Consider the following 14,509-nt stretch of genomic DNA (forward strand, 5'->3'; position numbering starts at 1 on the left):
CAGGGAACTGATTGACGCTTGTCAACTCTCGGCGGCCACCGGGGAGGACAATCCTTTCAAAACCTGAGTACCCCGGACATGGCCCCGCATTTCAGCTTTCTGAAGCACCCCCTTGCTCGGGAGATAACGCTGATCCTGCTGATCAAGCTCGCCCTGATCATAGGCATCCGCAGCCTCTGGTTCAGCGCGCCGGACACCGTGACCGGCCACACCCAGCCTGTCGCTCAGCACCTGCTGGGCACCTCTTCCGCCCTTCCCGAGAAACCAAAAGATGATCTCTGAATCGGTTGTCGACCTTTCGCGATTACAGTTCGCCATGACGGCCCTGTATCACTTTCTGTTCGTGCCGCTCACCCTGGGCATGGCCTTCCTGCTTGCGATCATGGAGTCGGTCTACGTGCTGACCGGCAAGCAGGTGTACAAGGACATGGTCCGCTTCTGGGGCAAGCTGTTCGGCATCAACTTCGCCCTGGGGGTTACCACGGGGTTGACCATGGAGTTCCAGTTCGGGACCAACTGGGCCTACTACAGCCATTACGTAGGTGACATCTTCGGCGCCCCGCTGGCCATCGAAGGCTTGATGGCGTTCTTCCTCGAATCGACCTTCATCGGCCTGTTCTTCTTCGGCTGGGACCGCCTGACCCGGGTGCAGCACCTGGCCGTGACCTGGCTGGTGGCACTGGGCTCGAACCTCTCGGCGTTGTGGATCCTGATCGCCAACGGCTGGATGCAGAACCCGGTGGGTGCCGAGTTCAACTTCACCACCATGCGCATGGAGCTGACCAGCTTCGCCGACCTGATCTTCAACCCGGTGGCGCAGGTCAAATTCGTGCACACCGTGGCTTCCGGCTACGTGACCGGCGCGATCTTCGTGCTGGCGATCTCCAGCTGGTATCTGCTCAAAGGCCGCGACATCGGCTTCGCCCGCCGCTCGTTCGCCATCGCCTCGGCGTTCGGCATGGCCTCGATCCTCTCGGTGATCATCCTGGGGGATGAGTCGGGCTACGAGATCGGCGACGTGCAGAAGACCAAGCTGGCGGCCATCGAGGCTGAATGGCATACCGAGCCTGCGCCCGCTGCGTTCACCCTGTTCGGCTTCCCCAACCAGGAAACCCAGCGCACCGACTACGCGGTGAAGATTCCCTACGTGATGGGCATCATCGCCACACGTTCGGTGGATAAACAGGTCACCGGCATCAAGGACCTGATCACCGAGCACGAGCAGCGCATCCGTAATGGCATGGTGGCTTACAGCCTGCTGGCCAAACTGCGTGCAGGCGATCACAGCGACGCTACACGTAGCGCCTTCGATCAGGTCAAGGGTGACCTGGGTTACGGCCTGCTGTTGAAGAAATACACAGCGCAGGTCACCGATGCCAGCGACAGCCAGATCAAGCAGGCCGCCCAAGATTCGATCCCGCATGTGGCCTCGATCTTCTGGACCTTCCGCCTGATGGTGCTGAGCGGCTTCCTCATGCTGCTGCTGTTCGTGTGCGCCTTCTACGCCTCGGCCCGCAAGAACGAATGGAAAAAAACCTGGCTGCTCAAGTGGGCGCTGTTCAGCCTGCCGCTGCCGTGGGTCGCCACCCAGACCGGTTGGTTCGTTGCCGAGCATGGCCGCCAACCCTGGTCGATCGGCGAAGTGCTGCCTACGCACTTGTCGGCCTCGAGCGTCTCCAGTGGTGATGTGTGGGGTTCGCTGCTCGCGCTGATCGCCTTCTACACCGTGCTGCTGGTGGTGGAGATGTACCTGATGATCAAGTTCGCCCGCCTGGGCCCCAGCAGCCTGCACACCGGCCGCTACCACTTCGAGCAGGGCGAGCACGCTGCGGCGCCCATCACCGGCCAGCCCGCATCGGCCTGAGGAGTTGAACATGTTCGATTATGAAATGCTGAAACTGGTCTGGTGGGTGCTGGTCGGCGTGCTGCTGATCGGCTTCGCCCTGACCGATGGCTTCGACCTCGGCGCAGCCATGCTGATGCCGGTGGTCGGCCGCACCGACACCGAGCGCCGCGTGGTGATCAACACCATCGCGCCGCACTGGGACGGTAACCAGGTCTGGCTGATCACCGCCGGCGGTGCGCTGTTCGCTGCCTGGCCGCTGGTGTACTCGGCAGCCTTCTCCGGCTTTTACTGGGCGCTGCTGCTGGTACTGTTCGCGCTGTTCGTGCGCCCGGTGGGCTTCGACTACCGCAGCAAGCTGGAGAACACCCGCTGGCGCAGCACCTGGGACTGGGCACCTTCCGCCGGGGCCATCGTGCCGTCGCTGGTGTTCGGCGTAGCCTTCGGCAACCTGCTGCAAGGCGTGCCGTTCCAGTTCGACGACACCCTGCGCGCAAGCTACCAGGGCAACTTCTGGCAATTGCTCAACCCCTTCGGCCTGCTGGCCGGTGCTGGCGAGCCTGAGCATGCTCGCCCTGCACGGCGGCAGCTGGCTGATGATGCGTACCGAAGGTGCCATGGGCGAACGCGCCCGCCGCGCAACCTTCTGGCTGGCGCTGGTGTTCCTGATTGCATTCGGCGCGGCGGGCGCTTGGCTGGCCTTGGGCAACATCCAGGGGCTGGTGATTACGTCCTCCTTCGACCCTGCAGTGGCGCTCAACCCACTGGCCAAAACCGTCGAGGTCGGCAACCCGGGCTGGACCGCCAACTACCGCAGCTACCCGATCACCGCCTTGGCGCCGTTGGTAGGCATGCTGGGCGGCCTGCTGGCTTTCGTCGCAGCTGGCCTTGGCCGCAGCCGTACGGCATTCCTGGGCAGCAGCCTGGCGATCGTCGGTGCGATCTGCACAGCAGGCTTTGCTCTGTTCCCCTTCGTGATGCCTTCAAGCCTTGACCCGGCATCGAGCCTGACCGTCTGGGATGCGGTGTCCAGCCGTACCACCCTGGTGATCATGACCTGCGCAGCGGCGATCTTCGTGCCTCTGATCCTGGCTTACACCTCATGGTGCTACGTGAAGATGTGGGGCAAGGTCACGACTGCGCATATCGATGGCAACCCCCACGGCCTGTATTGAGAGAGGAGATAACACCATGTGGTATTTCGCCTGGATTCTGGGTGTGCTGCTGGCGTGCAGCTTCGGCGTGATCAACGCGATGTGGCTGGAGGCGTCCGGCAGCCTCGACGAGGTGCGCGATGATCGCCGCTGAAGCGCGGCGCCCCTGGCTCGGCGGGGGCGCATGGCGCGCCCTCTCACTGCTGATGGCGGTGCCCTTGAGCCTTGTGCTTTTGCTTCACCCGGTCATGATGCTGGACGCGCAAGGGCACTACAGCCACGGGCTGTTGAGCTTGATGATGTGGGGGATTGCGGCGGGTTATGCACACGGGTCGGCTTCGACCCTCGCGCTCTGGCCTGGCGGGTGGTGTTCCACCCGCTCACGGCCTGGTCATTGATGGCGCTGGGCTACGCCCAGCTCGCCCTCAACCAAACTGCGTAGCCAGCTCGCGCAGCACCTTCTCGGCTTCAAGCACCTTGTTCACGACGTCGTCGGCCTTCTCCCGAGTGAGGCCGACGCGGTCGAGCAGGGCCTGCGGAATCTCCTGCCCTGCTTCAGAGCCGATTCCGCGGCTGCGCAGCAGGCGCACTGCCAGGCACACCAGGTTCGCGTAAACCGAATACTCGCCATCGTAGGTGGGGTCGTTCTGAAAGCGCAGCGCGGTGGCCAGCTCTTCCGGCATGTCCCAATAGCCCATCAACCAGGCGCCGATCTGCTCGCGGCTGATGCCCAGCAGGTGCTGCTCGACATAGCTGTGGTTCAGGTGCGGGTTCACTTCCAGATGGCGGCACACCAGCGAGAAATGCGGCGGGAACACGTGTGCCAGCAGCAGGTAACCGAAGTTGTGCAGCAGGCCAGCCAGATAAGTCAGGCCCGCTTCGGGGCGAGATTCCCGAGGGATGGCGCGCGTAAGGCCCTCGATCACCGCTGCGGTATAGATCGACAGCTGCCAGTAGGGCGTCGCCTGCTGCGGGTTGTCCTTGGGCAGGTTGATCGACTTGCCCAAGGCAAGGCCCAGCGCAAGGTTGATGACCAGATCGAAGCCCAGCACGCGGACAATGGCGTCCTCGACCGAACGTACCTTGCCGGGTGAGGCGTAATAGGGCGAAGCCGCCCAGCTCACTACCTGCGCCGCCAGTGCGGGGTCGGTTTCGACGACGCCAGTGATGTCGTCGACGCTGGCATTGGGGTCGACCCGCAGCTTGATGATCTTCTGTGCGGTCTTGGCCAGCGGCGGGATCTCGATGGTCGACTCCAGGCGCTGCTGGATGCGTTTTGCCGTGAAGCCCTGCACCTTGGCGCCGATCTCGGCGGGCGTACGTGGCAAGGCGTCGTGCACCAGGCTCACACCCTGCATCGACTCGCCGAAACGCGCCGCGCTGCCGTTGCTCAGGGTTTTCTTGAAATCTTCGCTGCTGATTTCCAGCAGCACACCCGGGGTGCCGGAGGCGATCAACAGGCTGGGTTGGTCAAGCACGCGCTCGTCGTACAGGCAGGGTGCGGCCACCAGTGAAGGCAGGCCGGGCAATTGGACCAGGTCGTGCGGGTCGAGCATGCGCCGCAGGCGGTCAAGCGGCACCGCGGTGAGGGTTCGGCCTGTGAGTTCGGCGATGCGGTTCAGGTCGAGCAACTGGTCCTTGAGCAGCAGCACTACCAAGGTGCCTACGGCATCGCCCAGTAGAATGGCCTGGACCTTGCGCCGCTCGGCGATCGCCGGCTCGTCGATGACCTCTTGCCAGGTGATGGCATGTTTTTCCAGCAGTTGCTGGACCACCGGGGGCGCGTGAGGAATTGGTGTATCCAGGGCGACTTCTGTCATGTGCTGTGTCCAAACCTGTACAAGTTCGACAGTATACCCACGCCTGAGGCGCGGGCAGGAAAGCTTTGCGGTTGTAATTCAGCTCAAACCTGCCCGTACTGCTGCCCATGGCGAAGCCAACGATCGAGCAGCGGGTTCACGTGGTCAGGCCAGCGCGCCAACAGGGCTTGCGCCGCATCGCGTACAGAGGGTAGCAGATCGGCGTCGCGCATCAGGTCGGCTACTTCGAACTGTAGCAGCCCCGTTTGTCGGGTCCCTAGCATTTCTCCGGGGCCGCGCAGTTCGAGGTCTTTCTCGGCAATCACGAAACCGTCGTTGGTTTCGCGCATGATGCCCAGCCGTTCTCGGCTGATCTGCGACAGCGGCGGGTGATACATCAGCACGCAGTGGCTCGCTGCGCTGCCACGGCCAACCCGCCCGCGCAGCTGGTGCAACTGGGCCAGGCCCAGGCGCTCGGGGTTCTCGATGATCATCAGGCTGGCATTGGGCACGTCCACACCCACCTCGATCACGGTGGTGGCAACCAGCAACTGCAACTCGCCGGCCTTGAAGCTCGCCATCACTTCGGCTTTCTCGGCGGGCTTCATGCGCCCGTGGATGAGCCCGACCTTCAACCCTTCCAGCATCAACCCAAGGTCTTCATAAGTGGACTGGGCCGCCTGGCAGGTCAGCTCTTCGGACTCCTCGATCAACGTGCACACCCAATAGGCCTGGCGGCCTTCGGCACAGGCAGCGCGCACCCGCTCCACCACTTCTTCGCGGCGCGAATCGGCTACCAGCACGGTGTTGACCGGCGTGCGGCCGGGTGGCAGCTCGTCGAGCACCGAGGTGTCGAGGTCGGCATAGGCGCTCATGGCCAGCGTGCGGGGAATGGGCGTGGCGGTCATGATCAGTTGGTGCGGGCTCAGACGCCCATCCACGCCTTTCTGGCGCAGTGCCAGGCGTTGTTGCACGCCGAAGCGGTGCTGTTCGTCGATGATCGCCAGGGCAAGGTTCTTGAAACGTACCTCGTCCTGAAACAACGCGTGGGTGCCGACTACCATAGGCGCGCCGGCTGCAATGCGCTCGAGTGCCGAGACGCGAGCCTTGCCCTTGAGCTTGCCAGCCAGCCATGCGGTTTCGATGCCCAGTGGCTCCATCCAGCGCTGGAAGTTGATGAAGTGCTGCTCGGCGAGGATTTCCGTCGGCGCCATCAGCGCAACCTGATAACCCGCTTCCAGGGCCTGCAAGGCAGCCAGCGCGGCCACAACCGTTTTACCGGCGCCCACGTCACCCTGCACCAGGCGCAGCATCGGCTCGTGCTGCGCCAGGTCATAGGCCAGTTCAGCGGCCACCCGCTGCTGCGCGCCCGTCGGGGTGAACCCGAGGTTGGCCAGGTAACGCTGCGGCAGCACCTTGGGCGTTGGCAATGCGGGTGCGCGCAGAGTGCGCATGCGTTCGCGCAGCCGCTGCTGAGACAGCTGGTGAGTCAGCAGCTCCTCGAATGCCAGGCGATGTTGAGCCCAGTGATGGCCCAAAGCGAGTTCTTCGATGTTCGCGTCGGCAGGAGGGTTGTGCAGGTAGCGAATGGCGTCGGGCAGCGGCGCCAGGCGGTAATCGCGCGCCAGCTCGTCCGGCAGCCAGTCGGGCAGGCTCGAAGGGCCCAGCAGCGCCAGGCTTTGCTGGCACAGCTGGCGCAATCGCGCCTGCGTCAGGCCCTCGGTCAACGGGTAGATCGGGGTGAGCGTCTGCTCCACCGGAGGCGGCGTGTCGCCGGTGATGGCACGGTATTCAGGGTGGTAGATTTCCAGCCCCGAGGCGCCGGGCCGCACTTCACCGTAGCAGCGCACTTGGGTGCCGCGTTCGAGACCGTCTTTCTGGGCATTGCTGAAATGGTAGAAGCGCAGGCTCAGCGACCCGCTGCCGTCGTTCAGGCGCACCACCAGGCTGCGGCGCCGGCCCATGACCACGTCGGCGCCGCTCACCGTCCCTTCGACCACGGCATCCTGCCCGGGCCGCAACTGCCCGATCGGCACTACGCGGGTGCGGTCCTGATAGCGCAGCGGCAAGTGGAACAATACGTCTTGCAGGGTTTCGAGGCCCACGCGGGCGAGCTTTTCAGCCATCGCCTCGCCGACGCCCTTGAGTACCGTGACCGGTACCCGGGACAACTCGGTCATACCGCAACTTTATCCGTAGCGACGGGCCCCTTGGCCACCGAGCACAGGCGGATGGAGTCGGCGAGGATCTCGATCGCCTTGGGCCGCGGGAAGCTGGCACGCCAGGCGATGGCGACGGTGCGAAACGGCGCGGGCGAAGTCAGCGGCCGCACTTCGATCACCCCAGGTGCGTAATGATGGCTGTGCACCGCCGAGAGCGGCAGCACCGAAACACCCAGGCCCGAGGCGACCATGTGGCGGATGGTTTCCAGCGAGCTGGACTCAACGGTGGTATGCCGCGACGCCTCGCTGCCCTTCACGGTAGGGCAAGCTTCCAACACCTGGTCACGGAAACAGTGGCCCTCGCCCAGCAGCAGCAGGCTCTTGTCATTAAGCAAGGCAGGGTCGATGGCCTCTTCGCGCGTCCATGGGTGGTCGCTGGGCATCAATACCTGGAAGGGTTCGTCGTACAGTTGCAGGGTGAGTACATCGGCTTCGGCGAAGGGCAGGGCAATGACGACCGCGTCCAGCTCGCCGTTGCGCAATTTGTCGCGCAGGACGTGGGTGAAGTTTTCTTCGATGTACAAGGGCATCTGCGGCGCAACGCGATGCAGTTGAGGAATCAGGTGCGGGAACAGGTACGGCCCAACGGTGTAGATGGCTCCCACTTTGAGCGGGGCGGTCAGCTGGTTCTTGCCGGCCTGAGCCAACTCACGGATGCCTTGAGCCTGCTCCAGTACCTTTTGCGCCTGGGCCACGATGCTTTCGCCCACCGGGGTGAGGCGCACGGCGCTTTTGCTGCGCTCGAAGATCAGCACGCCCAGTTCGTCTTCAAGTTTTTCGACCCCCACCGAAAGGGTGGGCTGGCTCACGTGGCAGCGTTCAGCGGCATGGCCGAAGTGCTGTTCCTGGGCGAGCGTGACGATGTAGCGCAATTCGGTGAGGGTCATAACGTGCGTCCGTGTAGCGGCGGCCCCAGCATAGCGGGTGCCGCCGATAGACGCAGCGTTATCAGCGCGGCGGATGCAACACAAAAGACGTCAGCGCATGGCGTCTTTGATGTTGAAGTTGAACGGTGCCTTGATCTTGATCGAATCCTTGCCATTGCAGTGCGTCAGCCGGCGGCTTGGGCATGGGCGAAGCCCGATGCACCTGCGCGATGGCTGGCGTCATCCAGCAAGCTGTTGCCGGAGCTGGTGACGAGTGCGGCATCAAGCACCTTGCCATTGGCGTCGAGGGTGAACTCGATCAGTACAGTGCCTTCGGCTCGGCGCGAGCGCGCGCGGTCGGGGTAGCGCTTGCACTTGCCAAGGTGCGCCAGCAGATCGCTTTGCCAGGTGCGTTTGGCCTGGCTGTTGGCCGGCGGCGAGGGCGGTTGCGGCGGCTGAGGCTTGGGCGCTGCTGCCTTTTCGGATTCGGTGGGCTCGTTCTTGGCCACCTGCTCCGGCACCTCCTTGGGCGGCTCGGGCTTCTTCTCGACCGGCTTGGGCTGCGGCTTGGGCTTCGGCTTTTCGGGTTTGGGCACGGCGATCTTGGGCTTGGGCGCTTCGGCAAGCTTTGGCATCGGCGGTTCTTCGACCGGGGCACTCTGCGGCTGCACCACCGAGGCGGCGGCGGGGGGCCGGCGGCTCCGGGCAATGGCGGCAGCTCGACCATCATCGCCGCCTGCGGCAACTCCACAGGCTCGGGCGCAGGCCAGTTCAGCACGATGACGATCGCCGCGGCATGCACGCCGAGCACCAGGGCCAGGCCGCCTGCGTAACGTAGGATACTTTGGCCGTTGGATGTCATTTCTCGGCAGCCGTCTCCAGCCCTACGAGGCCGACCTTCAGGTAACCGGCCGCGCGCAGGGTGTTCATCACGTCCATGAGGTCACCGTAGTCCACGCCCTTGTCGGCCTGGAAGAAGATCGTGGTGTCCTTCTTGCCCTTGGTTTTCTCGTCCAGGTACTGGCCCAACTGCTCCTTCTTGACCGCGTTGTCGCCGATGTAGAGGCTCTTGTCGGTCTTCACGCTGCAGGAACAGCGGCTTTTCGGGCGCGGCTCGGGCTTGGCGGTGGAGGCGGGGAGGTCGACCTTGATGTCAACGGTGGCGAGTGGCGCGGCGACCATGAAAATGATCAGCAGCACCAGCATCACGTCGATGAACGGGGTGACGTTGATTTCGTGGTTTTCGGCCAGCTCGTCGCCGGCACCTTCCTTGAGATGCAGGCCCATGCTTACCCCACTTTGACCATGTGCGGATGGCTGCTGCGCTCACCGGCCGGCTGGCGATCCAGGTCACGGCTGACCAGCAGCAGCACCTGCGCCGACGCGTCGGCGACCATTGCCTTGTAGTTGGTGATCGAGCGGGCGAAGACGTTGTAGATCACAACCGCCGGGATGGCCGCGACCAGGCCGATGGCCGTGGCCAGCAGTGCCTCGGCGATACCGGGCGCTACCACTGCCAGGTTGGTGGTCTGGGTTTTGGCGATGCCGATGAAGCTGTTCATGATGCCCCATACGGTACCCGAACAGGCCCACGAACGGAGCGGTCGAGCCGATGGTGGCGAGCAGCGCCGGTGCCTGCGCTCATGTTGCGGCCGCAGGCGGCTACCAGGCGCTCCATGCGGAAGCTCACGCGCTCCTTGATGCCTTCTTTTCGCGGGTGTTGCCGAGCAGGTGCATCTCCTCCATGGCGTCGTGCACCAGCAGGTGGGCCAGGGTGCCCTTCTTGCTGGCAGCGTCGCCGGCGGCCTTGAGGCTGGCGGCCTGCTTGAGCATCGCGATTTCGCGGCGTGCACGGCGCTTGGCGCCCAGCAGCTCCAGGCCCTTGGCGATCCAGATGGTCCAGGTGATGACCGACGCGATGGCCAGGCCGATCATCACGGTTTTGACCACTACGTCAGCGTGCTGGTACATGCCCCACGGGGACAGGTCATTGCCCATGCCCAAAGTGCTGTCCTGAGCCTGCGCCGGCACGGTGTCGCTTGCCGCACCATCGGCGGCAGGCGCGTCGGGCGCTGCTGCCTCGGGCGCTGGGGCACTGGCGGCCGCCGGAGTGCTGCGGAGTGTTGGCAGGTTCGTCAGCATGAGCCACGGAAGTAACCGCCATGCCCATCAGCAGCGCTGCGATGGCGCCCCAGGCGCGAGGCTGGCGAAGGAGTAGGGATGGCGAGGCGTTCGGAGTATCGTGGTTCATGCTGGCCGGACCTGATGAGGGAATGAGGTGGCTGTCCTTGTGTGAAGGCGCGCAGAGCTGAGCCGCGGCCCTGGGACAAACGGGCTGGCATTATTGCAATTAATTCTTGTTAGCAAAAGTTGTTAAATGATTTTTTTTCAGCCACCGTCCTGGCGGTGTTAAGCCTTTTCATATCAAGGGGTATTCGATGGCATCGCCAAGTGTGTTGCTGGTGGGGTGCGGCGACGTCGGTGGCCGGCTTGCGCAATTGCTGCAGGGTGCGGGCTGGTCGGTTCACGGGCTGCGCCGGGATATCGCGCGGTTGCCCGTTGGCGTGCTGCCGGTGCAGGCTGACCTGGCCAGCCCGCTCATTCCTTCTGCCTGGCCACAGGGGCCACTGGATTACGTCGTCTATTGCGTGGCCGCCAGCCAGCACGATGAGGCCGGCTACCGGCAAGCTTACGTCGAAGGCCTGCGGCATACGCTGAGCTGGCTGGAACAGGCAGGCCAGCAGCCCCGGCGCGTGGTGTTCGTCTCCAGCAGCGGCGTGTATGGGCAAGTGGCGGGGAGTGGGTCGACGAGCACTCACTGGCCGAGCCTGCGGGCTATTCCGGGCAGGTCATGCTTGAGGCCGAAGCCCTTGCGCATGCTGGCACCTCTCCGGCGACGGTAGTCCGCCTCAGCGGCATCTATGGCCCCGGCCGCGCGCGGCTGCTGAATCAGGTACGCCAGGGTTATGCGGTCAGCGAAAACCCGCCGGTCTATGCCAACCGTATCCATGCAGACGATGCCGCTGGCCTGCTTGCATTTCTGCTGCGCGCCGATGCTGAGGGCAAGGTGCTCGAGGCATGTTATCTGGGCGTGGACGACGCTCCGGAGCCGTTGGCCGAGGTGGTGACGTGGCTGCGTGAGCGCATGGGCGTTACCCAATCCAACGGCGAGCAGAGCATCCGCCGTACCGGCAGCAAGCGCTGCAGCAATGCTCGAGCTCGCGCACTGGGCTGGGTGCCCAGTTACGCAAGTTACCGCGAGGGGTACGCCGAGCTGTTAGCGCTGGAGTAACCAGCGGCGCGCGCCGGGCTGCAGGTTCGGCATTTCGTCGTTGCCGGCGGTGTTGACCGTCTCCAGGATCTCCAGACGCTTGCCGTCGCGGCGGAAGATATAGGCGTTGCCTATCTTGTCGCGCTCCAGCCACATGCTGTCGTATTCGCCGCTCATCGCGGCGCAGTCGCCAGCCAGGCATAGCGCGTAACGGTCGAGACCCGGCAGGCCCTCAACGCGGCCATCCGGGTGGAACACCACGGTAGCACCGGTGCCCTGGCCATCGGCGATGGACCATTGGCCACCCAGAAAGGCCTGGTACAAGCGTGCTTCGAACACGGCACCCGGCGGGGCGTCGGGTTGGTCCTTGGTATCGGCCTTGACGAAGTGCTGCTCCGGCCCGTTGTCGGTGGCGGCCTGTGTCAGGTGGCTGCCATCGATGGTCAGGGTTTCCTGGCCGCTGCCGTAGATGTCCACATTCCACTGATGCGCATCGCCCTGGCTGAGGCTGCCCTCTCCCAGCTCGAAACCATTGCTGAAGGTGGCTTCCTTGGCCTGGCCGTCGATCTTCCATTCCAGGTTCGGGCCATCGGCGAGCAGCGCCTGGCGCAAGTTGCCACCCTTGACGGCATCGTCGATGGCGTTCTGGTTGATCCAGGTGCCGCTGGGGTCGGTCACGGAGTGGCTGGCGCAGCCGCTGAGCAATGCCAGCAGAGCCAGGGCGGGCAACGTATGGCGCATGCGAGGGTCCTTGCGCTTCGAAAGGGGAGGCGGGGCATGAAGCGCCCCGCGCCGGGCTTATTCCAGAACCAGGATCGCGTCCATCTCGACCTGCGAGCCCTTCGGCAGGGCAGCGACACCAATAGCCGCGCGAGCGGGGTATGGCTGCTGGAAGTAACGGCCCATCACTTCGTTCACAGTGGCGAAATTGCCCAGGTCGATCAGGAAGACGTTCAGCTTGACCACATCCTTGAGCGAGCCGCCGGCCGCTTCAGCGACTGACTTGAGGTTCTCGAATACCTGCACGGCCTGGGCTTCGAAGCCTTCGACCAGTTCCATGGTGGCCGGGTCGAGCGGGATCTGGCCAGACATGTAAACGGTGTTGCCGGCCTTGATGGCCTGGGAGTAGGTGCCGATCGCGGCCGGGGCTTTGTCGCTGTGAATGACGCTCTTGCTCATGCGTATCTCCTTGAACGATGGGCACGCGCGTCAGGCGCGCATGCGAGTGATGCGAATCACGCCAGCGAGGGCGCGCAGTTTCTTGATAACCCGTGCCAGGTGCACGCGGTCGTGAACGCTGACCACCAGCTGGACCACGCTGATGCGACCATCGCGCTCGTCCATGCTGATTTTCTCGATATTGCCATCGGCAGCATTGACGCTGCTGGCCAGCAGGGCGATCAGGCCGCGCTGGTGCTCCAGCTCCACGCGCAGCTCGACGTTGAATTCGCCGGTAACGTCCTTGGCCCAGGACAGCTGAATGCATTTTTCCGGGTTGTGGCGAATTTCGCTGATGTTCCGGCAGTTTTCCAGGTGCACCACCATGCCTTTGCCTGCCGACAGATGGCCCACGATCGGGTCGCCAGGGATCGGTGTGCAGCACTTGGCATAGCTGAGTACCAGGCCCTCGGTGCCGCGAATGGCCAGGGGGCCCTCGGGGCTGGGCAACTGGTCGTTCTCGCTCGCCAGCAGGCGCCGGGCGACCACATAGGCCATGCGGTTACCCAGCCCGATGTCTTCGAGCAGGTCTTCGATCACCTCGACCTTGTATTCGCCCAGTGCGACGTTGATGCGCTCGGCCGGGATCTTGTCGAGGCTGCTGTCGAAGCCGCCGAGTACCTTGTTGAGCAAACGCTCGCCCAGGCTGATGGATTCGGAGCGGCGTTGCAGCTTGAGCGCGTGGCGGATGTGCGTACGGGCCTTGCCGGTGACGACGAAATTGAGCCAGGCCGGGTTGGGCCGTGCGCCCGGGGCGCTGACGATCTCGACCGTAGAGCCGCTCTGCAGCGGCTCGGACAGCGGCGCCAGGCGCCGGTTGATACGGCAAGCGATGCAGCTGTTGCCGACGTCGGTGTGCACGGCGTAGGCGAAGTCGACGGCAGTCGAGCCCTTCGGCAGCTCCATGATCCGACCCTTGGGGGTGAACACATAGACTTCATCAGGGAACAGGTCGATCTTGACGCTCTCGATGAACTCCAGCGAGTTTCCGGCGCGCTGCTGCAGCTCGAGCACGCCCTTGACCCATTGGCGGGCGCGGGCATGGCTGCTCTTGGGTTGCTCGTTTTCGTTGGACTTGTACAGCCAATGCGCAGCGATACCGTTGTTGGCCATCTCTTCCATTTCGCGTGTGCGGATCTGGATTTCGATGGGCACGCCGTGCATGCCGAACAAGGTGGTGTGCAACGACTGATAGCCGTTCGCTTTGGGAATGGCGATGTAATCCTTGAAGCGCCCCGGCAGCGGCTTGTACAGGTTGTGCACGGCGCCCAGCACCCGGTAGCAGGTGTCGACCTTGTCGACCACGATGCGGAAGGCGTACACGTCCATGATTTCGGTGAACGCCCGGCGCTTGCCGCGCATCTTGTTGTAGATGCCATACAGGTGTTTCTGCCGGCCACTGACGTCGCCGTCGATACCGTCGACACCCAGGCAGTGCTTGAGCGACTGCTCGATCTTGGCGACGATTTCCTTTCGGTTGCCCCGGGCACGTTTCACCGCCTGGTGAATGCGCTCCGAACGCATCGGGTACATGGCCTGGAAGCCGAGGTCTTCGAACTCCACGCGCACGTTGTGCATGCCCAGCCGGTTGGCGATGGGTGCGTAGATTTCCAGGGTTTCCTTGGCGATGCGCCGGCGTTTTTCGCCGAGAGCACCTCAAGGGTGCGCATGTCGTGAAGCCGGTCGGCGAGCTTGACCAAGAATGACGCGGATGTCGCGCGCCATGGCCATGGCCATCTTCTGGAAGTTCTCGGCCTGCGCTTCGGCCTTCGTCTCGAAATTCATCTGGGTCAGCTTGCTGACCCCGTCGACCAGTTCGGCGACAGTTTCGCCGAATTGGGAGCTCAGGGCTTCCTTGGCGATACCGGTGTCTTCGATGACATCGTGCAGCATGGCGGCCATCAGGCTCTGATGGTCCATGTGCATCTCTGCAAGGATGTTCGCCACTGCCAGCGGATGCGTGACGTAGGGTTCGCCACTGCGACGGCGCTGGCCGTCGTGGGCTTGCTCGGCGTAATAGTACGCTCGGCGGACCAGGTTGATCTGGTCCTTGCCGAGGTAAGTCGACAGGCGATCGGCGAGTGCGTCAATGCCGGGCAAGATCAGCGCTCCTGCCTGCGCGGCACGGTGGCCGGC

Annotated in this window: 9 protein-coding genes and 6 pseudogenes; 6 read left to right on the forward strand and 9 right to left on the reverse strand. The window is 63.9% G+C overall.

Annotated features, from left to right (window positions below; translation table 11 throughout):
- Positions 1 to 78 precede the first annotated feature (78 nt).
- From cydP to LN139_RS22075, 5 genes and pseudogenes are all read left to right on the forward strand, one after another.
- The gene (gene cydP, locus LN139_RS22055) at positions 79 to 282 is read left to right on the forward strand and encodes a cytochrome oxidase putative small subunit CydP (protein ID WP_236356989.1); all 204 of its coding nucleotides are present in this window, start codon (positions 79 to 81) and stop codon (positions 280 to 282) included.
- Positions 272 to 1,864 carry a cytochrome ubiquinol oxidase subunit I gene (locus LN139_RS22060; RefSeq protein ID WP_236356991.1) on the forward strand — a complete coding sequence of 531 codons (1,593 nt, stop codon included), beginning with the start codon at positions 272 to 274 and terminating at the stop codon, positions 1,862 to 1,864. The genes cydP and LN139_RS22060 overlap by 11 nt, the downstream gene beginning before the upstream one ends.
- Positions 1,865 to 1,874: 10 nt before the next feature.
- Positions 1,875 to 3,018: pseudogene (cydB, locus tag LN139_RS22065) on the forward strand (cytochrome d ubiquinol oxidase subunit II).
- Positions 3,019 to 3,034: 16 nt separating this feature from the next.
- Entirely contained in the window at positions 3,035 to 3,151 is a 117-nt protein-coding gene (cydX, locus tag LN139_RS22070) for a cytochrome bd-I oxidase subunit CydX (RefSeq protein ID WP_236356993.1), read from the forward strand.
- A pseudogene (locus LN139_RS22075) lies at positions 3,138 to 3,439 on the forward strand (cyd operon YbgE family protein). The gene cydX and the pseudogene LN139_RS22075 overlap by 14 nt, the downstream one beginning before the upstream one ends.
- Here LN139_RS22075 and LN139_RS22080 read toward each other — a convergent pair.
- The 6 genes and pseudogenes from LN139_RS22080 to exbB form a co-directional block, all read right to left on the reverse strand.
- The gene (locus LN139_RS22080) at positions 3,423 to 4,817 is read right to left on the reverse strand and encodes an aminoacyl-tRNA deacylase and HDOD domain-containing protein (protein WP_236356995.1); all 1,395 of its coding nucleotides are present in this window, start codon (positions 4,815 to 4,817) and stop codon (positions 3,423 to 3,425) included. The pseudogene LN139_RS22075 and the gene LN139_RS22080 overlap by 17 nt on opposite strands.
- A gap of 83 nt (positions 4,818 to 4,900) precedes the next feature.
- Positions 4,901 to 6,976, reverse strand: a complete 2,076-nt coding sequence (gene recG, locus LN139_RS22085; RefSeq protein WP_236356997.1) for an ATP-dependent DNA helicase RecG — start codon at positions 6,974 to 6,976, stop codon at positions 4,901 to 4,903.
- Positions 6,973 to 7,905 (reverse strand): hydrogen peroxide-inducible genes activator, encoded by a 933-nt coding sequence (locus LN139_RS22090; protein ID WP_236357000.1) that lies wholly within the window; start codon positions 7,903 to 7,905, stop codon positions 6,973 to 6,975. Before LN139_RS22090 ends, recG begins: the two co-directional genes overlap by 4 nt.
- A gap of 90 nt (positions 7,906 to 7,995) precedes the next feature.
- Positions 7,996 to 8,746 (reverse strand): annotated as a pseudogene (locus LN139_RS22095) (energy transducer TonB).
- On the reverse strand, positions 8,743 to 9,171 hold the full coding sequence (exbD, locus tag LN139_RS22100) for a TonB system transport protein ExbD (protein ID WP_236357002.1): 429 nt from the start codon (positions 9,169 to 9,171) through the stop codon (positions 8,743 to 8,745). The pseudogene LN139_RS22095 and the gene exbD overlap by 4 nt, the downstream one beginning before the upstream one ends.
- Before the next feature lie 2 nt (positions 9,172 to 9,173).
- Positions 9,174 to 10,135 (reverse strand): annotated as a pseudogene (gene exbB, locus LN139_RS25895) (tonB-system energizer ExbB).
- 187 nt (positions 10,136 to 10,322) lie between these two features.
- Here exbB and LN139_RS22115 point away from each other — a divergent pair.
- Positions 10,323 to 11,176: pseudogene (locus LN139_RS22115) on the forward strand (SDR family oxidoreductase).
- Here the strand turns inward: LN139_RS22115 and LN139_RS22120 are convergent.
- From LN139_RS22120 to spoT, 3 genes and pseudogenes are all read right to left on the reverse strand, one after another.
- Positions 11,162 to 11,896, reverse strand: a complete 735-nt coding sequence (locus tag LN139_RS22120; RefSeq protein WP_236357005.1) for a hypothetical protein — start codon at positions 11,894 to 11,896, stop codon at positions 11,162 to 11,164. The pseudogene LN139_RS22115 and the gene LN139_RS22120 sit on opposite strands and share 15 nt — an antisense overlap.
- Positions 11,897 to 11,953: 57 nt before the next feature.
- Complete coding sequence (locus tag LN139_RS22125; protein ID WP_236357007.1) at positions 11,954 to 12,334, reverse strand: RidA family protein; 381 nt, start codon at positions 12,332 to 12,334, stop codon at positions 11,954 to 11,956.
- A 30-nt stretch (positions 12,335 to 12,364) separates the two neighbouring features.
- A pseudogene (gene spoT / locus LN139_RS22130) lies at positions 12,365 to 14,473 on the reverse strand (bifunctional GTP diphosphokinase/guanosine-3',5'-bis pyrophosphate 3'-pyrophosphohydrolase).
- Positions 14,474 to 14,509 lie beyond the last annotated feature (36 nt).

Origin of the sequence: Pseudomonas sp. KNUC1026, assembly GCF_021650705.1 — a bacterium.
Lineage (GTDB): Bacteria > Pseudomonadota > Gammaproteobacteria > Pseudomonadales > Pseudomonadaceae > Aquipseudomonas.